This window comes from Leisingera sp. ANG-S5, from assembly GCF_000813925.1.
In the GTDB taxonomy this organism is placed as follows: Bacteria; Pseudomonadota; Alphaproteobacteria; order Rhodobacterales; family Rhodobacteraceae; genus Leisingera.
The window spans coordinates 52,111-78,052 of the sequence record NZ_JWLH01000010.1 but is presented as its reverse complement, the minus strand read 5'-3'; the positions used below and the strand labels follow the sequence as shown (position 1 = coordinate 78,052).

Annotated in this window: 24 protein-coding genes; 7 read left to right on the top strand and 17 right to left on the bottom strand. The window is 63.2% G+C overall.

Going from position 1 to position 25,942, the window contains the following annotated elements:
- The first annotated feature begins 72 nt into the window (after window positions 1–72).
- Window positions 73–270, top strand: coding sequence for a hypothetical protein (locus RA25_RS14950; RefSeq protein ID WP_039173568.1), 198 nt, complete (start codon window positions 73–75; stop codon window positions 268–270).
- A 36-nt stretch (window positions 271–306) separates the two neighbouring features.
- On the opposite strand, the gene RA25_RS14945 is transcribed toward RA25_RS14950, so the two are convergent.
- Window positions 307–750 (bottom strand): hypothetical protein, encoded by a 444-nt coding sequence (locus RA25_RS14945; RefSeq protein ID WP_019298081.1) that lies wholly within the window; start codon window positions 748–750, stop codon window positions 307–309.
- Window positions 751–786: 36 nt separating this feature from the next.
- Entirely contained in the window at window positions 787–1,155 is a 369-nt protein-coding gene (locus RA25_RS14940; RefSeq protein ID WP_019298080.1) for an antibiotic biosynthesis monooxygenase family protein, read from the bottom strand.
- A 101-nt stretch (window positions 1,156–1,256) separates the two neighbouring features.
- On the opposite strand from RA25_RS14940, the gene RA25_RS14935 reads away from it, so the two are divergent.
- On the top strand, window positions 1,257–1,745 hold the full coding sequence (locus RA25_RS14935; protein WP_039151165.1) for a MarR family winged helix-turn-helix transcriptional regulator: 489 nt from the start codon (window positions 1,257–1,259) through the stop codon (window positions 1,743–1,745).
- A 97-nt stretch (window positions 1,746–1,842) separates the two neighbouring features.
- Here RA25_RS14935 and rpsA read toward each other — a convergent pair whose 3' ends face one another.
- The 3 genes from rpsA to RA25_RS14920 all read right to left on the bottom strand — a co-directional run bounded on the left by rpsA (window position 1,843) and on the right by RA25_RS14920 (window position 5,146).
- Window positions 1,843–3,522 (bottom strand): 30S ribosomal protein S1, encoded by a 1,680-nt coding sequence (gene rpsA / locus RA25_RS14930; protein ID WP_019298078.1) that lies wholly within the window; start codon window positions 3,520–3,522, stop codon window positions 1,843–1,845.
- A gap of 288 nt (window positions 3,523–3,810) precedes the next feature.
- On the bottom strand, window positions 3,811–4,299 hold the full coding sequence (locus RA25_RS14925) for a hypothetical protein (RefSeq protein ID WP_039173565.1): 489 nt from the start codon (window positions 4,297–4,299) through the stop codon (window positions 3,811–3,813).
- Window positions 4,300–4,504: 205 nt separating this feature from the next.
- Window positions 4,505–5,146 (bottom strand): NAD(P)H-dependent oxidoreductase, encoded by a 642-nt coding sequence (locus RA25_RS14920; protein WP_039173562.1) that lies wholly within the window; start codon window positions 5,144–5,146, stop codon window positions 4,505–4,507.
- A gap of 124 nt (window positions 5,147–5,270) precedes the next feature.
- On the opposite strand from RA25_RS14920, the gene RA25_RS14915 reads away from it, so the two are divergent.
- Window positions 5,271–5,648, top strand: a complete 378-nt coding sequence (locus tag RA25_RS14915; protein WP_019298075.1) for a winged helix-turn-helix transcriptional regulator — start codon at window positions 5,271–5,273, stop codon at window positions 5,646–5,648.
- Window positions 5,649–5,681: 33 nt separating this feature from the next.
- On the opposite strand, the gene RA25_RS14910 is transcribed toward RA25_RS14915, so the two are convergent.
- Both RA25_RS14910 and RA25_RS14905 read right to left on the bottom strand, forming a co-directional pair.
- On the bottom strand, window positions 5,682–5,951 hold the full coding sequence (locus RA25_RS14910; RefSeq protein ID WP_019298074.1) for a DUF6525 family protein: 270 nt from the start codon (window positions 5,949–5,951) through the stop codon (window positions 5,682–5,684).
- On the bottom strand, window positions 5,944–7,146 hold the full coding sequence (locus RA25_RS14905) for a GTP-binding protein (RefSeq protein ID WP_039173906.1): 1,203 nt from the start codon (window positions 7,144–7,146) through the stop codon (window positions 5,944–5,946). The genes RA25_RS14910 and RA25_RS14905 overlap by 8 nt, the downstream gene beginning before the upstream one ends.
- 194 nt (window positions 7,147–7,340) lie before the next feature.
- Between RA25_RS14905 and RA25_RS14900 the strand changes: the two genes are divergently transcribed.
- Together RA25_RS14900 and RA25_RS14895 are read left to right on the top strand one after the other, a co-directional pair.
- On the top strand, window positions 7,341–8,807 hold the full coding sequence (locus RA25_RS14900) for a sulfatase-like hydrolase/transferase (protein ID WP_039173560.1): 1,467 nt from the start codon (window positions 7,341–7,343) through the stop codon (window positions 8,805–8,807).
- Window positions 8,808–8,860: 53 nt separating this feature from the next.
- On the top strand, window positions 8,861–9,253 hold the full coding sequence (locus RA25_RS14895; protein ID WP_019298071.1) for a hypothetical protein: 393 nt from the start codon (window positions 8,861–8,863) through the stop codon (window positions 9,251–9,253).
- A gap of 92 nt (window positions 9,254–9,345) precedes the next feature.
- On the opposite strand, the gene RA25_RS14890 is transcribed toward RA25_RS14895, so the two are convergent.
- Together RA25_RS14890 and RA25_RS14885 are read right to left on the bottom strand one after the other, a co-directional pair.
- A complete protein-coding gene (locus tag RA25_RS14890) occupies window positions 9,346–12,543 on the bottom strand; it encodes a 2Fe-2S iron-sulfur cluster-binding protein (protein ID WP_039173557.1) in 3,198 nt (1,065 codons plus the stop codon).
- A gap of 16 nt (window positions 12,544–12,559) precedes the next feature.
- Window positions 12,560–13,012, bottom strand: coding sequence for a MarR family winged helix-turn-helix transcriptional regulator (locus tag RA25_RS14885; protein ID WP_039151144.1), 453 nt, complete (start codon window positions 13,010–13,012; stop codon window positions 12,560–12,562).
- Between the two features lie 168 nt (window positions 13,013–13,180).
- On the opposite strand from RA25_RS14885, the gene RA25_RS14880 reads away from it, so the two are divergent.
- Complete coding sequence (locus RA25_RS14880) at window positions 13,181–15,469, top strand: arginine/lysine/ornithine decarboxylase (RefSeq protein ID WP_039173553.1); 2,289 nt, start codon at window positions 13,181–13,183, stop codon at window positions 15,467–15,469.
- A 73-nt stretch (window positions 15,470–15,542) separates the two neighbouring features.
- Here the strand turns inward: RA25_RS14880 and RA25_RS14875 are convergent, their stop codons facing one another.
- A complete protein-coding gene (locus RA25_RS14875; RefSeq protein WP_039173549.1) occupies window positions 15,543–17,927 on the bottom strand; it encodes a transketolase in 2,385 nt (794 codons plus the stop codon).
- 10 nt (window positions 17,928–17,937) lie between these two features.
- Window positions 17,938–19,140 carry a methionine gamma-lyase gene (locus RA25_RS14870; RefSeq protein WP_039173904.1) on the bottom strand — a complete coding sequence of 401 codons (1,203 nt, stop codon included), beginning with the start codon at window positions 19,138–19,140 and terminating at the stop codon, window positions 17,938–17,940.
- A 115-nt stretch (window positions 19,141–19,255) separates the two neighbouring features.
- On the opposite strand from RA25_RS14870, the gene RA25_RS14865 reads away from it, so the two are divergent.
- Window positions 19,256–19,714, top strand: coding sequence for an Lrp/AsnC family transcriptional regulator (locus RA25_RS14865; RefSeq protein WP_039173902.1), 459 nt, complete (start codon window positions 19,256–19,258; stop codon window positions 19,712–19,714).
- A gap of 21 nt (window positions 19,715–19,735) precedes the next feature.
- Here the strand turns inward: RA25_RS14865 and RA25_RS22170 are convergent, their stop codons facing one another.
- The 6 genes from RA25_RS22170 to RA25_RS14835 form a co-directional block, all read right to left on the bottom strand.
- Window positions 19,736–20,218 (bottom strand): prepilin peptidase, encoded by a 483-nt coding sequence (locus RA25_RS22170; protein WP_052254260.1) that lies wholly within the window; start codon window positions 20,216–20,218, stop codon window positions 19,736–19,738.
- The gene (locus RA25_RS14855) at window positions 20,215–20,811 is read right to left on the bottom strand and encodes a helix-turn-helix transcriptional regulator (RefSeq protein ID WP_039151135.1); all 597 of its coding nucleotides are present in this window, start codon (window positions 20,809–20,811) and stop codon (window positions 20,215–20,217) included. Before RA25_RS14855 ends, RA25_RS22170 begins: the two co-directional genes overlap by 4 nt.
- A 494-nt stretch (window positions 20,812–21,305) precedes the next feature.
- Window positions 21,306–22,307 carry a type II secretion system F family protein gene (locus RA25_RS14850; protein WP_019298062.1) on the bottom strand — a complete coding sequence of 334 codons (1,002 nt, stop codon included), beginning with the start codon at window positions 22,305–22,307 and terminating at the stop codon, window positions 21,306–21,308.
- A 15-nt stretch (window positions 22,308–22,322) separates the two neighbouring features.
- Window positions 22,323–23,315, bottom strand: a complete 993-nt coding sequence (locus RA25_RS22165) for a type II secretion system F family protein (RefSeq protein WP_052254259.1) — start codon at window positions 23,313–23,315, stop codon at window positions 22,323–22,325.
- On the bottom strand, window positions 23,315–24,709 hold the full coding sequence (locus tag RA25_RS14840) for a CpaF family protein (protein ID WP_241477423.1): 1,395 nt from the start codon (window positions 24,707–24,709) through the stop codon (window positions 23,315–23,317). Before RA25_RS14840 ends, RA25_RS22165 begins: the two co-directional genes overlap by 1 nt.
- A gap of 1 nt (window position 24,710) precedes the next feature.
- Window positions 24,711–25,940, bottom strand: coding sequence for an AAA family ATPase (locus tag RA25_RS14835; RefSeq protein ID WP_039173542.1), 1,230 nt, complete (start codon window positions 25,938–25,940; stop codon window positions 24,711–24,713).
- Between the last annotated feature and the right edge of the window lie 2 nt (window positions 25,941–25,942).

The window sequence follows — 25,942 nt, the reverse complement described above, 5'->3', positions numbered from 1 at the left end:
TTTTTGTGCCGTTCCGGCCTGTGCTGCAAAGAATCGGCTATAGTCAAATCCATCAACAATGAGGAGACGACCATGCTGTACCCGCTTGCCTCGCTTGAGGCTGACAAACTGGACGCGATCAAGAGCCTCGAAAAAGACATCGGCAGCCCGGTGGTGGCGCTGGCGGAAGTTGAGACAACCACCGCCGCCCTGCCTGACGAGAAGCTGAAGAAGCTGCAGGAACTGGAAGAGGAACTGGGCGTCGTGCTGGTGGCGGTGCGGCCGAACTAGGGGCATCCGGGGCAGCCTGATCGTGCCGCGGCGCCCTTAGCGGGAACGCCGGAGCCGCCCGGTCATCTTCAGACCATCGCGGAAATTCAAGCCCATCATGAACAGGTTTCCGGCGCCGGCGATCAGCTCGACCGTTTGGACCGCGTAAAACGTGCCGTCAAATTCGCCGGCAGCGGCTTTCCCGGCCAGAAACCAGGCGGCAGGGACGAGAACCAGCAAACCATTCAGTGCAATAACCGGCATGCGCTTCTTCTTGGCCCTCGCCGGCGCGTCTTTGCGCCGCCGGCCCATCGCCATCCCGGACCCGCCAACTATGATCATGGCCGGTATAAGGACGAGCATACCCTTCAGGATCGATGCTTTGACCGCCGCGACCGTCTCGTGGCCGGCAAACAATTCACTTAGGGCCGTCGATGTCCAGAACACCAGGATCATCAGAAAACCGATGGCGCCTGCAATGGCGTGAATCTTCGTCTTCATTTTACTTCCCAATTAGTAGATCCGCAGAACAGGCCGTCAGGACGTGCAGCAGTTCGGCACGGCAATCTTTTCGAACAGATGCGGAGCCGTTACGGCACTGGAGGGATAGTGGCTGAGCTGCTGCTGGAACTCCGGATTGGAAAACGCCGCACGGAAGTCAGCCACGGAATCCCAGACCGCATAGTTCAGATACATGCTGCCATCGCCGATGGCCTTGTGGAGCTGGGTGCTGATGTAGCCCGGCTGTTTCTTCATCCACAGGGCATCACTCCTCCACGCTTCGACCAATGCGTCCTGCTCAGCGGGATCAACGGTGAAAAGATTGACCAGAACAACAGGCCCTGCCTCGACCGCCAGTTGATGATCAATGGGGAACTCAGGGTCCAGAGGTTTGAAATTGACCATCGCAGGGTGCTCCTTGTATGCCGTTTCAACTTGGTGTCATGTTGTCATATGGGAGCCATAAACCACAATGACAACACATTGTCAAAAATTCAGGGGGCGTCATGCCTGAAGTGCAACGAAGCGAGGCGGGAGAAGCGGTAACGGAGCTGATCCTGGATGTGTTCCGGCTGAATGGCCGGTTGCAGATTGCTGGTGACCGCCTGGTTTCCGGGCTGGGGCTGACCAGCGCGCGATGGCAGATACTTGGCGCCATTGCCTATGCGGAAAAGGCGGAAACTGTCGCCTGGCACGCCCGTACCATGGGTGTTCACAGGCAGGGCATTCAAAGGATCGTCAATGAGCTCAAGCGCGAAGGGATCCTGGAGTTCCAGCCCAACCCTCAGCACAAACGCGCGCAGCTGGTCGTCATGACGCCCAAAGGAAAGGACCTGTACGATGCCGCCATTGCAAAGCAGATCCCCTGGGTAAACGCGCTTGCCAGCGGCCTGCTGCCGGAGGAAATTGCAGCGGCGCAGCACGTTATTGGCCGTCTCAAAGCGCGGCTGGAGGAAGCGGCTCTGCCCCAGGAAGACAGCAGCAGCGCAAGCTGACGCTGTGGCTGCCGAGAACTAACGCTCTTTCGCCAAACAAAAAGCCCCGCAGATATCTGCGGGGCTTTCCGTTTTTTAAGCCGTGAGGCCGGGGAGATTAGTCGCCCGACTTCAGTGCGGCGCCCAGGATGTCGCCCAGCGATGCGCCGGAGTCCGAGGAGCCATACTGTTCCACTGCTTCTTTCTCTTCCGCAATCTCGCGCGCCTTGATGGACAGGCCCAGGCGGCGGGTCTTGGAGTCGACGTTGGTGACGCGCACGTCGACCTTGTCGCCAACCGAGAAACGCTCGGGGCGCTGGTCGGCACGGTCGCGGGACAGGTCGGAGCGGCGGATGAAGGACTTCATGCCTTCGTATTCCACTTCGATGCCGCCGTCTTCGATTGCGGTCACTTCCACGGTCACGATCGAGCCGCGCTTCACGCCGCCCACGGCTTCAGCGAACTTGTCGCCGCCCAGGGCTTTGATCGACAGCGAGATACGCTCTTTGTCGACATCCACTTCGGAGACAACGGCCGAAACCATGTCGCCCTTGCGGTAGTTCTGGATCGCGTCTTCGCCGCGCTCGTCCCAGGACAGGTCGGACAGGTGAACCATGCCGTCGATGTCGCCGTCGAGGCCGATGAACAGACCGAATTCGGTGATGTTCTTGACTTCGCCTTCGACCTGAGTGCCCTCGGGGTTGTTCTCGGAGAACACTTCCCACGGGTTGCGCATGGTCTGCTTGAGGCCCAGGGACACGCGGCGCTTGGCACCGTCGATTTCCAGAACCATGACGTCGACTTCCTGGGAAGTGGAGACGATTTTGCCCGGGTGGACGTTTTTCTTGGTCCAGGACATCTCGGAAACGTGGACCAGACCTTCGACGCCCGGCTCCAGCTCAACAAATGCACCGTAATCGGTGATGTTGGTGACGCGGCCCTTGTGCACGGAGGACAGCGGGTACTTGGCGCCAACCAGATCCCACGGATCTTCCTGCAGCTGCTTCATGCCGAGGGAGATGCGGTGGGTCTCTTTGTTGATCTTGATGACCTGAACCTTGACGGTTTCGCCGATCGACAGGATCTCGGAGGGGTGGTTCACACGGCGCCATGCCATGTCGGTGACGTGCAGCAGGCCGTCAACGCCGCCCAGGTCAACAAACGCGCCGTATTCGGTGATGTTCTTGACGACACCGTCCACGGCCTGGCCTTCGGACAGGTTGCCGATGACTTCGGCGCGCTGCTCGGCGCGGGACTCTTCGAGGATCGCACGGCGCGAAACCACGATGTTGCCGCGGCGGCGGTCCATCTTCAGGATCTGGAACGGCTGCTTCAGACCCATCAGCGGGCCGGCATCGCGCACGGGGCGGACGTCAACTTGCGAGCCGGGCAGGAAGGCAACAGCGCCGCCCAGGTCGACAGTGAAGCCGCCCTTGACGCGGCCGAAGATCGCGCCTTCGACGCGCTGATCGTCTGCGTATGCTTTTTCCAGGCGGTCCCAGGCTTCTTCGCGGCGGGCCATCTCACGGGAGATGACGGCTTCGCCACGGGCGTTTTCTGCCGAACGCAGGAAGACTTCCACTTCGTCGCCGACTGCGATTTCAGCGGCTTCGCCGGGGTTTGCGAATTCTTTCAGATCAACGCGGCCTTCCATCTTGTAGCCGACGTCGATGATGGCCTGGCCGGCTTCGATTGCCAGCACTTTGCCTTTGACAACCGAACCTTCGTCCGGGGTGTCCATTTCGAAGCTTTCGTTCAGGAGGGCTTCGAATTCCTCCATCGATGCGTTTTGAGCCATGAGGTCTCAGGTTTCCTTTACTAGTGTTTCTGGCCGGGCGGTTGTCTCCGCCGGTCTTGGTTAAGCCAGTCCAGAACGTGGCCCGGAGCACATCTGATCAAACAAACACAAAGGGCCGAGGTAGTCCTCAGCCCTGCTCAGATATGCCGTCCGGACGTTGGCCGCCCGTGTTCTGACAGCGCGCGATATAAGCGGATTCCCGGGGGCGCGCAAGGGAAAAGCCCTGCATGGCAAGGGGAAGAGGGTTTTACGGCGACTGGCTGCCCGCTGCCGCTCTCTGCGGACGGTTCAGGGTGCCTTGTGGCTGTATTCCTGTTCCAGCAGGACGACACCCACAAGCACATAGTCAACCGACACCCCCTCTCCCCGCAACGGCAGGTAGAGTTCGGAGGTGCTGCGGTATTCCGGCAGCGGTCCGACATAGGGCAGTGCAGCGAGCAATGGCCGGGAGGTGGATGCCACTTCGTGAAAACAGCTCCAGATCATCGATCCGGGTCCAAAGCCGGGATGTTCGGACAGCCGGGTGCCGACGTACTTGCGACTCAGCGTGTTGATGATCTTGTTGCGGATATACAGCGCCTTGAAGTCAGCAGGTTCACCGGTTTGTGTCCGTTCTATTTCAAACACTGACAGGATGTTCGGTGCCGGATGGGCATTTGGCAGTTCGAATTGGGTGAGCCGCGGGAATTTCCCGTCTTCAGCAGCGTTCCGCCAGTGGAAGAAGACCTGCTTCAGCTCCGGCTGCAATTCGCCTGCAGAGAAATCAGAAGTAAACACGCTTGGGCAGCCCCGGCAAAATCACACCACTCTGCGGCCCTTTGGAAGCGGCAAGAGCCGTACCTTAATCAATAACACTCAGCTGTTAATGTAGCCTGAAATCAGCGCATTAAAGGATTCAATTCGAATTGATTGCCTTTCGTGTTCCGCACGGAGGGCAGCAGGCGGCCGGAAATGCCGCCTGCTGCCCTCATGCGGGGAATGCTCAGGCGATCTCTGTCACGATGGTTTCACGGGATTTGCGCACTTTCTTCATTGGCAGCAGCCAGTCGCCGTCTTCGGCGCGGTAGCCCAGCGGCAGCAAGAGTACCGAGCGCAGGCCCTTGTCCTTGAGGCCCAGGATCTCGTCGATTTTCTCCGGCGTGAAACCTTCCATCGGGGTGCTGTCCACTTCCAGCTCAGCCGCGGCGGCCAGCGCAAAGCCCAGCGCGATATAGGCCTGGCGGGCGGCGTGGTCGTGGTTGGTGCGCGACTCGCGCGGCAGGTAGGTCGCCTTGAGGTTATCGTAATACTGGTTCAGCATCGGGATCTCGCCCCGCTCCTCGGTCATCTGGCGGGTGACGGCGTCGATGCGGTCTTCGGAGTAGTTGTCCCAGGCGGCAAAAACGATCAGGTGCGAGCCGTCAGTGATCTGGGCCTGGTCCCAGGCGTGCGGACGGATCTGCGCGCGGATTTCCGGGTTGGTGATCACGAAGACCTCAAACGGCTGGGTGCCGGAGGAGGTCGGCGCCATGCGGATCGCCTCGATGATCTGGTCGACCTTCTCCTGCGGAACCGCCTTGGAGGGGTCCATCTTCTTGGTGGCGTAGCGCCAGTTCAGCTTCTCGATCAGGGTGCTCTTGCTCATGTGTCCGGTCCTTTCGGGGCCTTATGTGATGGGTGGTATAAATTTGTAACCGGCTATATAAGCGGTACCGGAAAGGGCACAAGAAGGCACATTCTTTAGCCCCGGTAACACGGAAGGAACCGCCATGGCGGAGGGTCAATGCCCGGAATGCGGGCGCATCAACGAAGTGCTGTCGCGGGTCGGCGACCGCTGGAGCGTGCTGATCGTGATTTCATTGGCGCAATACGGCGTACTGCGCTTTAACGCACTGAAGCGGCATCTGGGAATATCCCAGCGGATGCTGAGCCTGACCTTGCGCGAGCTGGAGCGGGACGGGCTGGTGAGCCGCACCTATCACCCGACAATCCCGCCCAAGGTGGAATATGCGCTGACGCCGCTGGGCGAGTCGTTTCGCGAGCCGGTCAGGGCTCTGGGACTTTGGGCGCTGGAGCATCTGCCGGTGATCGACGCGGCCCGGGCAGAGTTCGACGCTGCAGCCGAAGCGGACAAGAAGACCGCCTGAGGCGGCGGTCTTCGTGTCTAGGAGCAGGACCCATTAATACCGCAACGTCCAGACACGGGCGTCCCGTTTCAGCATAGCCTGTTCAGCGGCGTCCAGCCGTGCGGCCGCGGCAGCTGGATCGCGGCTGCCGCCCGCCCTGGTCCAGATCCTGAGCGCCGAGGCCGGGCTCCAGGGCAGGCAGGCGGAGGCCAGCCACTGCCGCAGCCCCGGCGGCAAGGCATCGTAGGCCTGCATCGGATCCCCTGCCCTGCGCCGCCGCTTCAGGCGGGAGTTCAGGTTGCGGCGTGCCCTGCGGTCAGCCATTGCGGCGCCAGCTTGGGAATGGGTCCTCCAGGGAGGCCCAGGCCGGGTCGAAGCCATTCGCCGGTTCCGGCATCAGGCAGGCGTCGAGGCGGGCGGTGGTGGCTTCCTTGTCGAGGCCTGCACCGATGAACACCAGTTCTTGGCGCCGGTCGCCCCAGGTCTCGTCCCAGTTCTGCAGGAATTCGCGCCGGGCCTCAGGATGCGTGGGCCAGCGTTCCGTTGGCACCGCCGCCCACCACAGGCCCAGCGGGCGGACCGAGGAGATGGCGCCGGCCAGCGAGAATTCAGCGGCCCATTCCGGGCGGGTGGCCAGCCAGAAGTGACCCTTCGCGCGGATCACGCCGGGCAGGTCGCCATTCAGCAGCGCATGGATCTTGGCAGGATCAAAGGGGCGTTTGGCGCGGTAGACAAAGGAGGAGATGCCGTATTCCTCGGTTTCCGGCACATGGTGCTCAAACCCGTAGAGCTCCTTGGCCCAGAGGGGGTGCTCGTGGGCCTTGTCAAAGTCAAAGCGCCCGGTGTCGAAGATGCGGTCCCCGTCCACCTCGGAGAAGTCGGTCTGGATCACCTCGGCATCCGGGTTCAGCGCCTTGATCACCAGCATCGCCGCTTCTGTTTGGGCCGGCCCCGCTTCAGTTACCTTGTTCAGGATGATGACGTTGGAAAATTCGATCTGGTCGGTCAGCAGATTGACCAGAGTGCGGTCGTCCTCGGCGCCCAGGCTTTCGCCGCGGTCGCTGAGGAAATCATGGCTGGAGAAGTCCTTCAGCAGGTTCACCGCATCCACCACAGTCACCATGGTATCGAGGCGGGCGACGTCCGACAGGCTTGCGCCCTGCTCATCCCGGAAATCGAAAGTTGCGGCCACCGGGAGCGGCTCAGCAATGCCGGTGCTTTCGATCAGCAGATAGTCGAACCGCCCTTCAGCCGCGAGGCGGCGCACCTCCTGCAGCAAGTCGTCGCGCAAAGTGCAGCAGATGCAGCCGTTGGTCATTTCCACCAGCTTCTCATCCTGCCGCGACAGCTCCGTTCCGCCGCGCACCAGGTCCGCGTCGATGTTCACCTCGCTCATGTCGTTGACGATCACCGCAACCCGGCGGCCCGCGCGGTTGTTCAGGACGTGGTTCAAAAGCGTGGTTTTGCCCGCCCCAAGGAAGCCCGAGAGCACAGTTACCGGCAGTCTGTTGTTCGTCATTTGCGAATCCAATTATGTTATATCATAACAGTATCGTCTGCGAGATAGCACCCAGCTGCTCAGCTCACAACCCAGAAAGCCGGGAAACGGCAAGCATCCGGGGGAGCAATCCGCCGCCCGAGTGCCGCAAACTGACGTTCAGGCGCCGCCTTTAGCCTTCAGTCTAGGGAGAAGGACAAAATTGGGAGGGAAGGATGGCGCAGCAACCGAACTTACTGGTGATCATCTCGGACGAGCACCGCAAGGATGCGATGGGCTGCGCAGGACATCCCATCGTGAAGACCCCGAACCTGGATGCATTGGCGGCGCGCGGCACGATGTTCACCGCGGCCTATACGCCCTCTCCCATGTGCGTGCCGACCCGCGCGGCGCTGGCCACCGGGGACTGGGTGCACAAGACCGGCCACTGGGACAGCGCGACGCCCTATGCCGGAGCCCCGCACAGCTGGATGCACGCTCTGCGGGAGGCGGGCCGCGAGGTGGTGTCGATCGGCAAGCTGCATTTCCGCTCCGCAGAAGATGACAACGGGTTTTCCGAAGAAATCCTGCCGATGCATGTGGTCGGCGGCGTCGGCTGGGCGATTGGCCTGCTGCGGGAAAACCCGCCGCCCTATGACTCGGCAGCGGAGCTGGCCGGGGATGTCGGCACCGGGTCGAGCACCTATACCGACTATGATCTCGCCATCACCGGGGCGGCGGAGGCCTGGCTGGCGGATCCCAAGCGGCAGCAGCAGCCCTGGGCGGCCTTTGTGTCCTTGGTCAGCCCGCATTACCCCCTCACCTGTCCAGAGGAGTGGTACAGCCTGTATGACCCGGCAGAGATGGACCTGCCCGTGGGCTATGGCGAAGGGCTGCCGGAGCATGAGGAGCTGCGCAACATCGCAGGTTTCTTCAACTACGATGATTACTTCGACGAGCAGAAGATGCGCGAGGCCAAGGCAGCCTATTACGGGCTCACCTCCTTTATGGATGATTGCGCGGGCCGGGTGATCCGCGCGCTGGAAGCCAGCGGCCAGCTGGAGAACACGGTGATCCTCTATGTGTCGGATCATGGCGACATGATGGGGGATCAGGGGTTCTGGACCAAGCAGGTGATGTATGAGCAATCCGCCGGGGTGCCGATGATCGCCGCCGGGCCGGGGATTCCGGCGGGGCAAAGGGTGGCGACCTGCACCAGCCTGACCGACATCGCCGCCACCGCGCGCGAGGTTTGCGGCGTGGCGGAGGATGCGGAGCTGCCGGGCGTGTCGCTGCGCGCGATTGCCAATGCCCCCTATGACGAGAGCCGCACCGGCTTTAGCGAATACCACGACGGCGGCTCGAAAACCGGCGCCTTCATGGTGCGCTGGGGCAAGTGGAAATATGTCCACTACGCCGGGATGCAGCCGCAGTTGTTCGATCTGGAAGGCGACCCGTATGAACTCGTGAACCGGGCGATGGACGGGGTGAATGACCCAGAAATCAGGGCGGCGCTTAGCGAAGGCGAACGGCGGCTGCACGCAATTTGCGACCCGGAGGAGGTGAACGCCCGCGCCTTTGCCGATCAGCGCCGCAGGATCGAGGAACTGGGCGGTGAGGAGGCCTGCCGCACCGCCTATGTCTTCAACCATACGCCGACTCCTTCGGAGCAGGACAAGATGCGCGAAGGCTCTCCATTGTAGCTCTTGCCGCCCGCCCTGCCCTTGCCTAGGGTCGCGGGCGGGAGGGCCGTGCCATGACACTGGAAGAAGCAATTGCAACCCAGCCGCTGTGGGTGCAGGTCTGGGTCAACATCCTGTTTCTGGGTGCCTTTGTGCTGCCGCTGGCACTGCTGATCTGGAAGCCCAGCCGGATCGCCGGTCTGGTGACCGTGGCAGCCAGTGTGCTGGCGGCTGGTGGAGTCTACTGGATCTACGGGCAGCTGGGATATGTGCGGCTTTTGGGGGTGCCGCATGTGATCCTGTGGACGCCACTCGTGGTCTGGCTGTGGCGCCAGCAGGCGCGCCCGGATATGCCCGTCTGGCCGCGGCGGATCATTCTGACGGTGTGCGCGGTGATCGTGGTCTCGCTGGTATTCGATTACGCGGATGCGGCCCGCTATTTGCTGGGAGAGCGGCAAGCGTACTGAACCGCCGCTGCCCCGCGCGCAAAAGTTTTCAGCAAAACTTTTGGCAATTTTCTTTCACAAGAAAATTGTGCCGCCCCTTCCAGCCCCGCGGCTCAGAGATCGATTTCCAGCACCCCGTCCGGCGCCTGCGCCCGGGACTGGCACAGGATGATGGCGCCCTCGCGCTGCTTATTCGACAGCACAAAGTCGCGGTGCTCGGCGTCGCCGGAGATCAGCCCGCACTTGCAGACGCCGCAGATACCGTCAGAGCATTTCACATCCACGTGGATGCCGCTGTCTGCCAGCGCTTCTGTGGCAGTCTGCTCTGCCGGAACCAGGATTTCCCGGCCTGATTTAGCAAGCTTCAGGGTGAAGGGATGGTTTTCGTATTCGGGCTGTTCGGGAACCGAGAAGTATTCCATATGGCGGGCCTCTTCCGGGAAGCCATTGGCTTCTGCCGCCTCCAGCACAGCCTGCATATAGACCTCCGGCCCGCAGGTATAGACGTGGCTGCCGGGCACGTATTGCAGCACTTCGTTCAGGTCTGCGCGGGTGCCCTGATCGGAGAAATGCAGATGCACTTTGTCTGCCCAAGGGAAGTTCTGCAGGTCTTGCAGGAAGCCGGCATTCGTCATTTTCGAACAGGAATAGCGGAATTCGAAATTCCGCCCCAGCGCGTGCAGGCGGTGGGCCATGGCGATCATCGGCGTCACCCCGATACCGCCCCCCATCAGGTAGGATTTGGCGGCATCCTCCACCAGCCGGAAGTGGTTGATTGGCTCGGAGATGAAGACCATGCGCCCCTCCTCGAAGATGCGGTGCATCAGCTTGGAACCGCCGCGGCCCTGATCCTCGCGCAGCACTGCGATCTGGTATTTCGAGCGGTCCGCCGGGTCGCCCGACAGCGAATACTGGCGGAAGAACTCCGGCGCGACGACCACGTCGATATGGGCACCGGCTGTTGCAGGCGGCAGCAGAGAACCGTCCGGGAGGGAGAACTCATACTTGGTGACGGCCTCCGTCACGTGCTCGACCTTCGACAGACGCACCCGCATGACCGGCGTAGCACCCTGATCGGCAGAATAGACATGCTCCGGCGGCAGGCCCTGCGCGCGGCGGCGCTTGTGCTCCGCTGCCGGGATCATGGCCTGATAGGCGGCAATCCCGGCCTCGCGGTCCATCGGGGCAGGCCAGGCATAGGGCGGCGGTGCCAGTGGCGCCGGATAGACCGCCAGGGTCTGATCCTCGAACTTCAAGTCCAGATCTTTGGAGAGCTTGCGGGCATTCACGAGATGCTGCGAGGGGGCATAGGGTCCTTCGTCCACCATCTCCAGATCCCACCACCATTTTTTGGCCGTGTTGACCTCGCCATTGCCCAGCGCGTCGTCGAGTTTCGCCAAAAGCGGCGCGCTGCCGGGCACATTCATCGCGGCCCAGCGGAACGGCGCCTCTGCAAACAGCCCTTCCAGGTTCCAGGGACAGGTCTTCATGCAGCGGCCGCACATGGCGCCGCCGGGCACGGTGACCCGGTAGGTGGTGCATTTCTGGCTGTCGGATTTCCAGATCTCGTAGCCGTTGAACATCAGCTTAGGGCCCGCAGTGATAGCGCCGGAAGGGCATTCGCGGGCGCATTTATTGCAAGCCTCGCAGAACCGCTGCAGGCCGAAGTCTACCGGCTTGTCATGGGTCATGGGCAGATTGGTGGTCACGGCACCGGATTTCAGGCGGGGGCCGAGGAAGGGGTTCAGGATCACCTCGCCGATGCGGGAGACCTCGCCGAGGCCGGAGAGCAGCAACAGCGGCGGCTGCAGCACCTCGCCGTCCATCACCGAATGCACCCGGGCGGTATAGCCGAGGTTGCGGATCTGTTGCGCGATCACCCCACCCAGCAGCGAAAACCGCAGGTAGGCGCGCATCGACTGGGCGCAGGCGATCCAGTCGTCGCCGGAGGCGCCCTCCATCGTCTCATGGCCTTGGTCGATGATGATGCTGATGGCGTTTTCGTGGTAGGGGGCCAGTGGTTCGCCTGCAGCGTCGTGGGAGTAGTAGGCCCAGTCAGGGCAGCGTGAGATCCCCACAGCGTCGCAACCGAGGAAATAGGCCGCAGCCTTGATGTTGGCGGCGTTGCGTTCAGCATCGGCGGCGCTGGGGTCAACCTGCGGTGCGGGCTCGCCGTCCTGCAGCAGCACGAAGGCCGCAAGCGAGGATCGGAAGGCAAAGGCGGAGGAGGACTTGCGGACATAGTTGCCGTTCTTCGCCGCTTCCTGCGGGCCTTTGCCAAGGTCGCCGAACAGGGAGCGTGCGAACATGTCGGCGCGCTTTGGCACGCGCGCCACGTTCACCTCGTCAATATAGGTGGTGGGGTCAGCCACCCGCTTCAGGGTCTCGAACGGGTGCGGGCCGTCCATGAAGCGGCGCTTGGCATAGGGGTCGCGGCTGGCAGCGCTTTTGGCGTGGCTACCAAGGCCCAGCCGGTATTTGAGGCCCGGCGCCTGCCCCGGCACCAGCGGCAGATCGGCGGCCAGTTCCAGGGTGGTGGTGACGGCGGCGATGCCGAAGCGATTGCCAAGGAACGGGTTTGTCAGTACGCCATCCTCGCAGGTGGCAAGCCCCGCCTGCACCGCCAGCTGGCCCAGATGCACATCACTGGCGGCACCGGTATGCGCGCGCGCCTCCCACCCCAGCAGGCGGATGTAATTGGCAAGCGTCACCACGGTTTCTGCCGCCCGCAAGCAGGCGCGCTGATCCTGTGCATCCGCCAGCCAGTCGGTGCCGTCTTCACCGGCTTCAGGATCACGCGGGAACTCGTAGATGCAGACCAGCGCATGCGTGTGGTGGCGGCAGTCCGCGGGCGGGGCCTGCATCGCCTCGCGCAAGGAAGCCATCACCACGTCGATGCCGGAGGCGAAGGTTTTGGTCTGCTTGCTGCGCAGGGTTTCCGAAAGCGCCGCCACATCCGGGTTCACCAGCGGCGCCTCCAGCCAGGCGCCGGAAGGCACCGCGCAGGCACCGGCCAGAGAGGCGTCGCAGAAGTAGCCGAAGGCCTTCAGATGATCGGTGCGCTCCTGCGGGCTGGCGGGGATCTCGGCACGCTCCTTTTTCACCAGTCCTTCGCGGGTGGCGTCCAGCATCGCCTGGTAGTCGCGCATCGCATTGACGATGGAGAGCGGTGCACCGGGGCGGCGGAAACTGACCTGCTCCTGTGGCGGCAGCGCGTCCAGCTCTTCCGGCTGGGCCTGCCGGGTCAGGGTCTCCATCGGGTACGGCCCCAGGTGCACAGGCCGGTTGCGGTAGGAAAACAGTTTGCCCATGGATGGCCCCTTTGAGTTACAGCTTGGCGACGATGCGCGGCTCGTCCTGCAGCAGCTTGACGGCGGACTGGCGCAGCTCGGAAAGTTCTTCACCGCTCAGCTTGGCCTCGAAATGCGCGGCGTTCTCCTGCGCGATGGGCAGAACCGCCTGCAGCGCCGCCTGGCCTGCAGCGGTCAGCATCACCCGGATCGAGCGCCCGTCGCCCTCTCCGCTGCGGCGGGTGATCAGCCCGCCCGCCTCCATCTGACGCAGGGCGCGGGAGGTGGCGGTGCGGTCAATGCCGATGAAATCCGCAATCTCCGACGGGGTCGTCAGCCCCTCTTCCCCTACTGCCAGCAGCACGCACCAAGTCACGCGTGTCAGCCCGTGTTCCGCGATGCGCTGTTCAAAGCGGCGTTCGATCACACGCGCCAGCATGGTGATCTGGTAGCCAAGGGAGTGATGCAGGTGAAAGCGTGTCTGGGTCATGATAATTGACAATGTCAACTATCTGCCCGTCAAAAGCCAGCGAATTCTGCACGCGGCCTCTTGGCGGCCTTTACGGATCGGCGTAACGCGAACTGCGCCCTGCCGCGGGCGTTGCATCAGCGCGGACAGCCTGTATCGTCAAATCAGGCATGCTTCCAGGAGAACAGCATGAAATTCCGCTTTCCCATTGTCATCATTGACGAAGATTTCCGTTCCGAAAACTCCTCAGGCTCCGGCATCCGCGCCTTGGCCCAAGCCATCGAGGACGAAGGGTTCGAGGTGCAGGGTGTCACCGGCTATGGCGACCTGTCGCAATATGCGCAGCAACAGTCCCGCGCCAGCGCCTTTGTGCTGTCGATCGACGACGAGGAGTTCACCCCCGGACCGGATCTGGACCCCGCGGTAGTCGCCCTGCGCACCTTCATTGAGGAAGTACGCTGGAAGAACGCCGATGTGCCGATCTATATCTACGGCGAGACCAAGACCAGCCGCCACTTGCCCAATGACATCCTGCGGGAGCTGCACGGCTTCATCCACATGTTTGAGGACACGCCGGAGTTTGTCGCCCGCCACATCATCCGCGAGGCGAAGAGTTACCTGGAAAGCATCCAGCCGCCATTCTTCAAGAAGCTATTGGATTATGCCGAGGACGGCTCCTATTCCTGGCACTGCCCGGGGCATTCCGGCGGCGTGGCGTTCCTGAAAAGCCCGGTCGGGCAGATGTACCACCAGTTCTACGGCGAGAACATGCTGCGCGCCGATGTCTGCAACGCGGTCGAGGAGCTGGGGCAGCTGCTGGACCATAACGGCGCGATTGGGGCGTCGGAACGCAACGCGGCACGGATCTTCAACGCCGATCACTGTTATTTCGTGACAAATGGCACCTCGACCTCCAACAAGATGGTCTGGCATCACACGGTGGCACCGGGCGACGTGGTTGTGGTTGACCGCAATTGCCACAAGTCGATCCTGCATTCGATCATCATGACCGGCGCCATCCCGGTGTTCCTGAAGCCGACCCGCAATCATTGGGGCATCATCGGCCCGATTCCGCATTCGGAATTCGAAATCGAGAGCATCAAGGCCAAGATCCGCGCCAACCCGCTGCTGGAGGATGTGGATACCGATGCGGTGAAGCCGCGGATCCTGACGCTGACCCAGTCGACCTATGACGGGGTGCTCTACAACACCGAGGTGATCAAGGGGCAGCTGGACGGCTATACCGAAAACCTGCATTTCGACGAGGCCTGGCTGCCGCATGCGGCCTTCCACCCGTTTTACGGCAGCTATCACGCGATGGGCCGCAAGCGGGCGCGCACCAAGCATTCGGTGACCTATGCCACCCAGTCGATCCACAAGCTGCTGGCGGGCATCAGCCAGGCCAGCCATGTGCTGGTGCAGGACAGCGAGGAGACCAAGCTGGACCGGCATCTGTTCAACGAGGCCTACCTGATGCACACCTCCACCAGCCCGCAGTATTCGATCATCGCCAGCTGCGATGTGGCGGCGGCGATGATGGAGCCGCCGGGCGGCACCGCGCTGGTCGAGGAAAGCATCATGGAGGCCCTGGATTTCCGCCGCGCCATGCGCAAGGTCGACGAAGAATACGGCGCCGATGACTGGTGGTTCCAGGTCTGGGGGCCGGAGGATCTGGCCGAGGACGGCATCGGCAGCACGAAAGACTGGGTGCTGAGGAAAACCGATGCCGACGGTGTGCAGGCAGGCGGCGAGGACAGCTGGCACGGCTTTGGCGACATGGCGCCGGGCTTCAACATGCTGGACCCGATCAAGGCCACCATCATCACCCCGGGCCTCAACCTGGACGGCCGGTTCGAGGACTGGGGCATCCCGGCCTCAATCGTGACCAAATACCTGGCCGAGCACGGCGTGGTGGTGGAGAAGACCGGGCTCTATTCCTTCTTCATCATGTTCACCATCGGCATCACCAAGGGCCGCTGGAACTCGCTGCTGAGCGCGCTGCAGCAGTTCAAGGACGACTTTGCCCGCAACCTGGCCGTGCCGCGCGCGATGCCGGAATTCTGCGCCAGCCAGCCGCGGTATGAGCAGATGGGCCTGCGCGACCTGTGCGAACATGTGCATGCGCTGTACTCCAAAAACAACGTGGCACGGCTGTCGACCGAGATGTACCTGAGCGACCTGACCCCGGCGATGAAACCGAGCGATGCCTTCAGCCACATCGCACGGCGCACCACCCAGCGGGTGCCGATTGATGATCTGGAGGGGCGCATCACCACCAGCCTGGTGACCCCCTACCCGCCCGGCATTCCGCTGCTGATCCCCGGCGAGGTGTTCAACAAGAAGATCGTGGAATACCTGAAGTTCAACCGCGCTTTTGCGCGGGACTGTCCCGGTTTCGAGACCGACATTCACGGGCTGGTGCAGGAGACCCGCCCTGACGGGGTGACCCATTACTTCGCCGACTGCGTGGCGGAATAACGCAAAAGGGCGGCCGTGTTTTCGCGCGGCCGCCCCTGTATTGAACCGTGGCTGCTATGGCAGTGCCAGGCGATCAGCCGGCCGGCACCGCGTTGCTGACCCGTTTGCCGGCGGTCAGGCCGTTCACCTTGGCCACGATGGCGGCAGCGTCCAGCCCGTGGTGGCGGTAGAGATCGCCGATGGTGCCGGTCTGGCCGAAATGCTCCACACCCAGGGGCACGGTCTGGTGGCCCGCAACCCCGCCCAGCCAGGCAAGCGTCGCAGGGTGGCCGTCAATCACGGTGATTACCTTGCAATGCGGCGGCAGGTCCTGCATCAGCGTTTCAATATGGGACCTGGCGGCGGCGTTGCCGCGCGAGCGTGCCCGCTGCGCCGCGGTCCAGCCCGCGTTCAACCGGTCGGCAGAGGTCACCGCCAGCACGCCCACGTCGCGGCGGCTTTCACCGATGATGCCCGCGGCCTTGATCGCCTCCGGCGCCACTGCGCCCTGATAGGCAATTACAACATCGCAGTTTGGCCCCGGCTTGCGCAGCCAGTAGCCGCCGTCGATGGCGCCCTGGCGGAAGTCCTCGTCGGCGCGCTTTCCGGGCTGCTCCATCGGGCTGGTGGTGAGGCGCAGATAGACCGATCCGCCGGTCTCGTCGCGCAGCCAGGTGCGCTCATCCGGGTCGCCCTCGCCGTCACGCTGCAGGTAGTCGAAGGCCCATTCCATGATCACTGCCAGCTCATCGGCAAAGGCAGGCTCAAACGCCGCCAGCCCGTCCTGTGACATCCCGATGAGCGGCGTGCCGATGGACTGATGCGCGCCGCCTTCGGGCGCCAGCGTCACCCCGGAGGGGGTGCCGACGATCATGAAACGCGCGTCCTGATAGCAGGCATAATTCAGTGCATCGAGGCCGCGGCAGACAAAGGGGTCGTAGACGGTGCCGATGGGGATCACCCGCTTGCCGAACAGCGAATGCGACAGGCCCGCGGCCCCCAAGAGCAGGAACAGGTTCATCTCCGCGATACCCAGCTCCAGGTGCTGGCCCTCCGGCGCAAAGTTCCATTTCGCGGTCGATGGGATGCGGTGCTCGATGAAGGCATCCTGCTGCACCTCACGGGCAAACAGCTTGCGCCGGTTGACCCACGGCCCCAGCCCGGTGGTGCCGGTCACATCGGGCGAGGTGGTGAGGATCCGCGCCGCAAGCTCGCTGTCCCCCTTGGACAGATCATCAAGGATCTTGCCAAACGCCATCTGGGTGGAGATTTCGCGGGAGGTGTCGATGGCAAGCGCGGGCACCGGCAGCGGCGCGTCGAAATGGCGGCGCGGGCCTTCGGCAAAGAACGGCACCTGGCGAAGAAAGCCTTGCAGCGCGGCGGGGTCGGCGACGGTGGCGAAGGGCTCCCACTCCTCCCCTGCGGCGACGCCCATATGGGCCTGCCAGTCCGTCATCTGGGCCTTGGTCATCAGGCCGCCGTGGTTGTCCTTGTGGCCGGCAATCGGCGTACCCCAGCCCTTGACCGTATAGGCCAGGAAGCAGACCGGGCGGTCGTGGTCAATGGATGCGAAAGTGTCCGCCATCGTCTCGACGCAGTTGCCGCCGAGGTTTTCCATCAGCTCCGCCAGCTCATCATCGCTGCGTTTCTCAATCAGCGCGCTGACATCGCCCTGGTCGCCCAGATCATCCATCAGGTGCTGCCGCCAAACCGCGCCGCCCATGTAGGTGAGCGCGGAATACTGCTGGTTCGGGCAGGCGTCGATCCAGGCGCGCAGAGCTTCGCCGCCCGGCTCCTCGAACGCGGTCCGCTGCAGGGCGCCGTATTTCACCCGCACCACGTCCCAGCCGAAGGCGTCAAAGATCTTCTCGATCCGCTCGAACAGGCCTTCGCGGACAATGCCGTCCAGCGACTGGCGGTTGTAGTCGATGATCCACCAGGTGTTGCGCAGATCGTTCTTCCAGCCCTCCTGCAGCACTTCGTAGATGTTGCCCTCGTCCAGTTCTGCATCGCCCGCCAGTGCCACCATGCGGCCGGTGCGGGCATCCTTGCCCCAGTCCTTGGCGGTGATGAAGTCCTGCACCATGGAGGCCAGCGCGGTGATCCCGACACCCAGCCCGACAGAGCCAGTGGAGAAATCCACGTCATCCACGTCCTTGGTGCGGCTGGGATAGCTTTGCACACCGCCGAAGCCGCGGAAGTTCTCCATTTTCTCGCGCGTCTGATTGCCCATCAGGTACTGCATCGCGTGAAAGACGGGCGAGGCATGCGGTTTCACCGCCACCCGGTCGCCCGGTTTCAGCGCCGAGAAATAGAGCGCCGTCATGATCGACACCATCGACGCCGAAGAGGCCTGGTGCCCCCCGATCTTGATCCCGTCCGCCTTGGGGCGGATGTGGTTCGCGTTGTGGATCATCCAATGCGACAGCCACAAGAGCCGCTGTTCGATGGTCTTGAGGTGGGTCAGATCGGGGCGCATGGCTCTCTCCTTACTCGGCGGCGTGCTGCACGGGGGCGGGCAAGGCCTGTTCCAGATCGGCCAGAATGTCGGCCACATCCTCCAGCCCCACCGACAGGCGGATCAGCCCGTCGCTGATGCCGTGCTCGGCGCGCTCTTCCGGGGTGTAGGTCGAATGGGTCATCGAGGCCGGATGCTGGATCAGTGTTTCCGCATCGCCCAGCGATACCGCCCGCTGGATCATCTGCAGACCGTTCATGAAGGCAATGCCGCCCTGCAATCCGCCCTCGACCTCAAAGGCGATCATGGCGCCGGGCTGTGCCATCTGGCGCTTAGCGACATCAGCCTGGGCAAAGCTCTCGTGTCCCGGGAAGGACACCGATTTCACCGCGGGGTGGGCGGCCAGATAATCGGCCACGGTGACGGCAGAAGCACAGTGGCGGTCCATCCGCAGCGCCAGGGTCTTGAGGCCGCGCAGGATCAGCATGGCATTGAAGGGCGCCATCACTGCGCCGGTCATGTCCTTCATGCCGACCAGGCGGATTTCAGCAATCTGCTCGGCGGTGCCGACGACAAGGCCCGCCACCACATCGCCGTGGCCGCCCAGGTATTTGGTGGCGGAATGCAGCACGATATCAGCGCCCAGCTCAATCGGGCGGGTCAAATAGGGGGTGGCATAGGTGTTGTCGACCACCACCTGCGCGCCTGCGGCATGGGCAATTTCAGATGCCGCCGCGATGTCCACCAGCCGCATGTTCGGGTTGGCCGGGGTCTCAAAATAGACCACGCGGGTCTTGTCCGAGACAGCGGCGCGCAGGTTTTCCATGTCGGTCATGTCGACATGGGTGATGGTGATGCCCCATTTCGCCAGCCCGTGGCGCATGAAGGCAAAGGTGCAGCCATAAAGCGTCTTGTCCACGATCACCTCGTCACCGGGCGATAGCAGCGTCCATAGGACCGCGGTGATGGCGCCCATACCGCTGCTGAGAGCCAGGCCCGCCTCGGCGCCTTCCAGCGTAGCGATCCGCTGCTCCAGCAGGTCGCAGGTCGGGTTGGAGATCCGGCTGTAGATATGGCCCTGGCGTTCGCCTGCGAACATCTCGCCACCGGCCTCGGCGGTCTCAAACGTGAAGGTCGAGGTCAGGTGCAGCGGCGGCGTCAGCGCGCCTTCGTTGTCCTGCGGGTCATAGGCGTGGTGGATGGCACGGGTGGCAAAGCCGCCGGAGGTTTTCATGGGATGCTCCTGTCTGTTGTTACAGGCATCATCCGCCCGTTTCAGCGGCATTGGATTGCGAATTATTTCTGAGTAGATATAAATATTGGCAGATTCTGCCAAACAGGACCTCAAAATGGACAGCAAGGACCGCCAGATCATCCGCGCCCTGCAGCGGGACGGCCGGATGACCAACCAGGACCTGGCGGAGGCAGTGAGTCTCTCCCCCTCCCCCTGCCTGCGGCGGGTGCGCAATCTGGAGGCCCAGGGCGTGATCCAGGGCTACAGCGCGGTGGTTGATGCCAAATCCTACGGACTGCCGATCACCGTCTTTGTCCGCATCAAGCTGGAGCGGCACGGCGAGGCGGACGTAAAGAATTTCGAACGCAAGATGCAGCTGATCGACGAGGTGCTGGAATGCCACGTGCTGACGGGTGCGATGGATTACCAGTTGCGGGTGCTGGTACCGGACCTGGAGGCCTATGAGGAATTCATCCGCACCCGCATCCACCCGATCGGCGGCATTGCCTCCATCGACACCAGTTTTGTGTATGGAACGGTCAAGCGGACGGCGGTGTTTCCGCCTGCCCGCTAAGTTGCCAGCCGCCTTTCAGGATCAGACCCTGCCAGCCTGAACAATCAGCAAGAGCATCAGCGCCAGGGAAATTGCCGCCCCCATCGGCATTTTCCCCGGCGTCTGAAGCGAGGCCCACTGCCGCCAGCCGGCGGCGGCCTCTGTCCGGCCCAGCAGCGTCAAGGCCAAGGGCACGGTGAGCATTGCAGCGCTGAAACTCCAGCCAAAGGCGGCAAGCGCAGAAGACGGCACAAACAGCATGGCCAGTGCCATCATCTTGACATCGCCGCCCGCCAGCACCCGCCCGCAGAACAGCGCGAAACACAGCGCAAAGACAATGCCAGCAGCCAGCAGCCGCAGCCCGGTTTCCGCCAGCGGCAGCAGCGGTGCTGTCAGCAGAAACACGGCTGCCAATCCCAGCATCTGGCGGTTGGAAATCCGCAGGCATCGCAGGTCCCCCAGCCCCGCATAGATCAGCACCGGGCTGGCCGCAGCCAGCGGCAGCAGCTCAACAAAGCCTGTCATGCAGCAGAACTCCGCCGCGGCGTCTGGCCGGCGAAGGTGTCAACCGAGACCAGCTGATAGACCAGTTCACTCATGTTGCGGGTGCGTGTCTTGGCGTAGATGTTGCGCAGATGGGTGCGCAGCGTCGATTTCGAGATCCCCAGGTCCGACTGCACCCGCTTGGCCGGCTGGCCCTTGCTCAGCAGAACGCAGACCCGGTATTCGGCGCGGCTCAGCTGGGCCGGGTTTTCCATGCTTAGCAGATGCGCCGCGACTTCGGCATTCCGGGCAACGCGGCGTTCCTTCAGGCAGGCCTCAGCATAGAGGCCGGGAGAGCGGTTGGTCCATGTCCGCACCAAAGTGCCGGAAATGATGTTCAGCAGCGCTTGCTGCACCGCACCAGGCCGGGTTGCGAAATGCAGCTCCAGGAAATCGGTGTGCTGCTCGCCCGAAGACAGCGGGATCACCGCCAGCTCCACCAGTTTGCGATCGCTGTGGAACCGGTCCAATGCCGGATCCGCCGCCTCATCGCTCATGGATTTGTACCAGATCAGCCCTGGTTTGGCCTTGTCCAGATAACTGCCCAGCACCGAGCAGGCAAAGGAGCGCTCCAATGGCAAGCCGTTTCCGCTGCCCGCGGCCCTGTCATAGATAACTGATCCTGAAGCCCGGCCCTTGCCAGCCGATACCCTGCAAATTGCAGCTGCTTCCCCCTTAATGGCCGCCGCCAGTCCGCTCAACGCGTCCCTGAAAGGCGCACAGCCGTGCAAACACTCACACCATCGCGCAATTGGCGCGATCATTCCGGCCTCAGCAGCCCGAATGGTGTGGGTGTCAAATAGCGCATTGGTCCCCATAACGCGCATCCCCCCACAGCAATACTAACTTTTAACATAGCGCTTTTAGTAACTTAGCAAGCGCCCGTACCAATCATCTCCTTATTGCGTCCCGCCATGCTGGCCGGCTCTTTCAATTGCGTCAAGAATTTGGCGCAAATTGCAGGTAAACGCGCATTTTTGCAACCATAAGGAGATTTATTCAGTGCTCCGGAGCTGACCCGCCGAACCAATGGCCGCCGATTGCGGCAATTGTCCAAACGGAATTCGAATCAGCTTGCGATAAAGCGGATGTAGCGGATTACCACCGGGCCGATGGTGATCATGACCAATGCAGGCAGCATCAGAGAGGCCAGCACCGCCGACATCTTAACCGGAAGCTTGCTGGCCATTTCCTGCGCCCGCATCTCCCGCTGGCTGCGCAGGTCCTCGGAATAGGTCGCCAGCGCCGATGCCATGCTGGTGCCAAACTGCATCGACTGCAGGGCAACATTGGCAAATGACCGGACCGTGTCCACTCCGGTGCGGCCAGCCATGTCCAGCAGCGCATCACCGCGGGCGCGGCCCGCCTGAATCTGCCGCTGCACGCTAAGCAGCTCAAAGGCCAGATCCGGCGAAACCTGCCCCAGTTCGTTGCCGACGCGGGTCATCGCGGCGTCGAAACCCAGCCCGGAGTCCACTGAAATCCTCATCAGGTCCAGCGCATTGGGAAAGGCCTCCTCGATCCGGCGGCGGCGGGCGGCGGCGCGGGCGTTCAGCACATAAACCGGGCCGAAGTAACCTGTCCCAACCAGCCCGCTCAGGGCCTGAAAGACTTGCAGATTTGTCCATCCGGCCACCTGCGCCGTGAACGGGTTGGGCGGCAGCAGACCGGGCGTCTTGGCGGCGGCGATGACCAGAAGCAGCAGCCCCGGCACCGCCAGCCCGAGAAAAACCCGGATCAGAGTAAACCTGCGCAGCGCTCCCTCTTGCGAAAAACCGGCCTGTGACAGCTTGTTCTCCAGCTCCGACCGTTCGCTCCGGCTGGCAGGCACAAAGGCCTTCATCAGCCCGCCCGGCTGGGCACCGGGAGCCTTCAGCAGCGCCAGGTCGCCAGATTGGCGGCGGCGGGCCTCGCCCAGAGACGACAGCCGTGCCGCGGCGGGTGATTTCCGCGCCAGGCTGGCAGCAGCGCCGAAATACAGGAGCAGCACGGCAGCGGCAGCCCCAACCGCTGCCAGTGCGCCGGGCGGCAGCCCGGTCTGGGTCAGGAGGCGTGTGGCAAACTCTTCCATGGCAAACCTCCTCTATCAGATCCGGAAATTGACAAGCTTGCGCAGCGTCAGCGCATTCAGCACCGTCAGCAGGACGATCGCGCCCATCATCGGCCGGAACATCGGGTCATCGGCCACCCCGGCGTAGTAGCTGGGTGTCAGAACCGACACGGTGGCAAAAATCACCAGCGGCAGCGCCGACAGCAGCCAGGCCGTCAGCCGTCCTTCCGAGGCCAGTGCATGCACCTTGCGGCGCAGGGCAATCCGGTTGCGGATGACCCGTGCCAGGGTTTCCAGCATCACCGACAGGTCGCTGCCGGTGCCATGCTGGATGCTGATGCTGGCGGCCAGGTATTGCGCATCCTCCAGGCCGGTCCTGTCCGCGAATTCCTGCACCGCATCCGGCAGGTCATCGCCATAGGTCACCTGATCATAGATAATGCCCAGTTCAGTGCCCGCCGGGTCCGGCATCTCCCGCGCTGCGATGCCGATGGAGTTGTTCAGCGGATGGCCTACCTTCAGCCCGCGCGCGAGCATTTCCAGCGCATCCGGCAGCTGGTGAACCAGCTTGTCCATCTGCTTGCGCTGACGCCCGATCAGCAGGGCAAATGGCAGTCCAAAGCCGCCCAGGACCGCAATCGCAGCGGCCTGCAACAGCCCCGCAAATCCCGCCGCGGCAAGAAAGATCAGCACCCCCAATGCGCCGCATGCGGTCCAGAACACGCCTGTGCTTAGCGGCACATCCGCCTGGCGCAGGATCTTCGGAAGAGCACCGGCCACAGGAATGCGCTGCCAGCCGGTGCGGCGCGGCGGCGGCTTCAGGATGGCAAGGCGCTCGCTGCCGCTGCGCCCCTGATTGATCAGCCGCATCCGGCGGCTGCGGAAGACCACCGAACGGCTCTTGCGGCTGGTCAGCTGCCGCAGGCCGGACAGCAGCAGCAGAACGCCCACCGCCACGCCGCAGTACACCGCATATCCGCCCAGATGGCCGTTCCATTCATGCAGTTCTTTCAACAGATCATTCAGCATCAGGCGCCCTCCGGCTGGAACAGAGTCTGGTCAAAGCCAACGCCCGCAGCCTCCAGCAGCGCAGCGCATTGCGGCCGGATGCCAGTTGGAATGAACTCGCCCGCGATGCCGCCCTCCGCGGTCTTACCCATCCGCCGGAACACAAAGATGTCCTGCATGGTGATCACCTCCCCCTCAAGGCCGGTGAGTTCGGAAATGCTCATCACCCGCCGCTGGCCGTCCGACAGCCGCGCCAGCTGCACGATGATCTGCAAGCCGGAGGCGATCTGCGCCCGGATTGCCGGCAGCGGCAGCTCCATCCCCATCATCGAAACCATCTGCTCGATCCGGCCCAGCGCGTCGCGGGCGGAATTAGCGTGCACCGTGGTCATCGAACCGTCGTGGCCAGTGTTCATCGCCTGGAGCATGTCAAAGGTCTCGGCACCACGCACTTCGCCGACTATGATCCGGTCCGGGCGCATCCGCAGGGCGTTGCGCACCAGGTCTCGCTGGCTGACGGCACCGCCGCCGGACGGATTGGGCGGACGGGTTTCCAACCGCACCACATGCGCCTGCTGCAGCTGCAGCTCCGCAGCATCCTCAATGGTGACGATCCGTGCACGCGGATCGATCCCCGCTGAAATCGCGTTCAGCATCGTGGTCTTGCCGGAGCCGGTGCCGCCGGAGATCAGGATATTCATCCGCGCCTCGACCAGCGCCTGCAGGAAGGCGGCTGCACGCCCGTTCAGCGCGTTGCCCGCCACAAGCTTCTCCAGCGTCAGCGGGTCACGGGCAAACTTGCGTATCGACAGCGACGGGCCGTCGATGGCACAGGGCCGGATGATCGCGTTGACCCGGCTGCCATCCTCCAGCCGGGCATCCACCCAGGGGTTGCTCTCATCCACCCGGCGCCCGACGCGCGAAACCACCTTGTCGATAATCCGCAGCAGGTGCTTTTCGTCACGGAACCGCACACCCGTCTGCTCCAGCACGCCGCTGCGTTCGACAAAAACCGTCTTGTGGCCATTGACCAGAATGTCGTTGATGCCGGGGTCCGCCAATAATGGCTCCAGCGGGCCCAGCCCCAGAACCTCGTCGATCAGCTCATCCACCAGGCGGCGGAATTCATCCGCGCGCAACGGGTTGTTCTCCTCTGCCAGAACATCGCCGACCAGCGCCGCCACCTCGCGGCGCAGCTCTTCCGGCTCAACCTTGTCGATCACCGCCAGATTCAGCCGGTCGATAACCGCTTCGTGCATCCGGCTTTTCAGCTCCAGAAAGGCTGTCAGCTTGCGGGTTTCCTCACTGATTTCCGGCTCGCCCCCAGGCGGCTGCGCGCCTACCTCCGGCCACAGCGGCACCACAGTATCCGCAGGAGAGACGTTTTCTGTTCGCTTGCCAAAATTCCTGAACATCTCAAACCGCCTTTCCGTGCTGGGGCTGCGCCGCACCGGCGCGGGCATTCTTAGTTTCAATCAGATCGCGGGACAGCCGCCGGATCGCCTTGGCCAGGCTGGAACGCCCAGCGGCTGCCGACAACGGCACGCCCCTGTCAGCCGCAGCAGAGGCCGCCGACGGATCATTGGGCAGCCAGTATTTGAACGGCTTCTGCAAAAGCTTGGCCGCTTCCTTGTGGTGGCTGGCAGCGATCAGCGGCTTGCGCTCGCGGCTGATCACGATGTCGGTCTGCAGGCTCATGCTGGCCTCGGCATAGAAATCCAGCAGCCGACGCGCCTGACTGATTGCCGGCACTGAGCTGCCGGTCACCATCAGCAGCCGCTCGCTGGCCTCCAGAACCGGTGTCAGCCAGTCTGCCAAGGCGCGCGGCAGGCCGATCACCACGAAATCGAACTGCAGGCGCAGATGCGCAATCAGCGTCTGCACCTGTTCCGGCCTCAGCGCATGCAGCGGCGCGATCTCGGCCGGTGCGGCCATGACCCACAGGCCCGGCGCCGCCTCGGTCAGCGACTGTTCGGCAAAAACCTGGTCAGGCACGAAACCTTCGCTAGCCAGTTCATAAAGGCAGCGGTTCGGCGGCAGATCTAGAAAGCTGCCGATGGCACCGAACTGCAGGTCGAAGTCAAGGAGAGCGACCTTAAATTCCGCCTCCTGCCGCCGCAGCCCGCGCCGGCAGGTCATGCAATCAGCCAGGTTCACCGCCAGCGTCGTCGCCCCGGCACCCCCGCAGGACTGGCTGACCGCAATCACCATCCCCTCACGGTTGCCCCGGGCACCGCCGGGGACGGGCTGCGGCTCATCTGCCCGCAGGCATTTGCGGATCGCCGCCGACATCTCATCGGCAGAGGCCGTATCAGGCAGCACGTCCTGCACCCCGGCCTCTGTCAATTGCCGCAAATCGGCAAACGGCATACTGGAACCCGCCAGAGCCAGGATCCGCGCCGCACCGCCAGTGTGGCGCATCATCTCTTGCACCGCAGCGGCATCGCGAGCCGCATCTGCCCCGGCACGGAAGATGATCAGGTCGTTTTCCTTGGCCAGCTGCAGCGCGGTGCCGTTAATTTCGCTGAGCGCCGAGGCGCATTTCCGCACCCCGGTGCCCGGCTGGAACTGCGCCACGCTGGCAACCAGCGCACAGACAGCCGGGTCTTCTGAGATGACCACGATGGATTGTGTCTCAGCCTGCATCG

What these genes read in the sequence shown, in the direction of transcription:
- RA25_RS14915 (WP_019298075.1), top strand. Translation starts at nt 5,271, where the DNA reads ATGGCGGAGGGTCAATGCCCGGAATGCGGGCGCATCAACGAAGTGCTG.
- RA25_RS14850 (WP_019298062.1), bottom strand. Translation starts at nt 22,307, where the DNA reads ATGGAAGAGTTTGCCACACGCCTCCTGACCCAGACCGGGCTGCCGCCC.
- RA25_RS14900 (WP_039173560.1), top strand. Translation starts at nt 7,341, where the DNA reads ATGGCGCAGCAACCGAACTTACTGGTGATCATCTCGGACGAGCACCGC.
- RA25_RS14920 (WP_039173562.1), bottom strand. Translation starts at nt 5,146, where the DNA reads ATGAGCAAGAGCACCCTGATCGAGAAGCTGAACTGGCGCTACGCCACC.
- RA25_RS14870 (WP_039173904.1), bottom strand. Translation starts at nt 19,140, where the DNA reads ATGAAAACCTCCGGCGGCTTTGCCACCCGTGCCATCCACCACGCCTAT.
- RA25_RS14840 (WP_241477423.1), bottom strand. Translation starts at nt 24,709, where the DNA reads ATGTTCAGGAATTTTGGCAAGCGAACAGAAAACGTCTCTCCTGCGGAT.
- RA25_RS14885 (WP_039151144.1), bottom strand. Translation starts at nt 13,012, where the DNA reads ATGACCCAGACACGCTTTCACCTGCATCACTCCCTTGGCTACCAGATC.
- RA25_RS14865 (WP_039173902.1), top strand. Translation starts at nt 19,256, where the DNA reads ATGGACAGCAAGGACCGCCAGATCATCCGCGCCCTGCAGCGGGACGGC.
- RA25_RS14910 (WP_019298074.1), bottom strand. Translation starts at nt 5,951, where the DNA reads ATGGCTGACCGCAGGGCACGCCGCAACCTGAACTCCCGCCTGAAGCGG.
- rpsA (WP_019298078.1), bottom strand. Translation starts at nt 3,522, where the DNA reads ATGGCTCAAAACGCATCGATGGAGGAATTCGAAGCCCTCCTGAACGAA.
- RA25_RS22170 (WP_052254260.1), bottom strand. Translation starts at nt 20,218, where the DNA reads ATGACAGGCTTTGTTGAGCTGCTGCCGCTGGCTGCGGCCAGCCCGGTG.
- RA25_RS14940 (WP_019298080.1), bottom strand. Translation starts at nt 1,155, where the DNA reads ATGGTCAATTTCAAACCTCTGGACCCTGAGTTCCCCATTGATCATCAA.
- RA25_RS14945 (WP_019298081.1), bottom strand. Translation starts at nt 750, where the DNA reads ATGAAGACGAAGATTCACGCCATTGCAGGCGCCATCGGTTTTCTGATG.
- RA25_RS14935 (WP_039151165.1), top strand. Translation starts at nt 1,257, where the DNA reads ATGCCTGAAGTGCAACGAAGCGAGGCGGGAGAAGCGGTAACGGAGCTG.
- RA25_RS14875 (WP_039173549.1), bottom strand. Translation starts at nt 17,927, where the DNA reads ATGCGCCCCGATCTGACCCACCTCAAGACCATCGAACAGCGGCTCTTG.
- RA25_RS14890 (WP_039173557.1), bottom strand. Translation starts at nt 12,543, where the DNA reads ATGGGCAAACTGTTTTCCTACCGCAACCGGCCTGTGCACCTGGGGCCG.
- RA25_RS14895 (WP_019298071.1), top strand. Translation starts at nt 8,861, where the DNA reads ATGACACTGGAAGAAGCAATTGCAACCCAGCCGCTGTGGGTGCAGGTC.
- RA25_RS14950 (WP_039173568.1), top strand. Translation starts at nt 73, where the DNA reads ATGCTGTACCCGCTTGCCTCGCTTGAGGCTGACAAACTGGACGCGATC.
- RA25_RS22165 (WP_052254259.1), bottom strand. Translation starts at nt 23,315, where the DNA reads ATGCTGAATGATCTGTTGAAAGAACTGCATGAATGGAACGGCCATCTG.
- RA25_RS14880 (WP_039173553.1), top strand. Translation starts at nt 13,181, where the DNA reads ATGAAATTCCGCTTTCCCATTGTCATCATTGACGAAGATTTCCGTTCC.
- RA25_RS14905 (WP_039173906.1), bottom strand. Translation starts at nt 7,146, where the DNA reads ATGACGAACAACAGACTGCCGGTAACTGTGCTCTCGGGCTTCCTTGGG.
- RA25_RS14835 (WP_039173542.1), bottom strand. Translation starts at nt 25,940, where the DNA reads ATGCAGGCTGAGACACAATCCATCGTGGTCATCTCAGAAGACCCGGCT.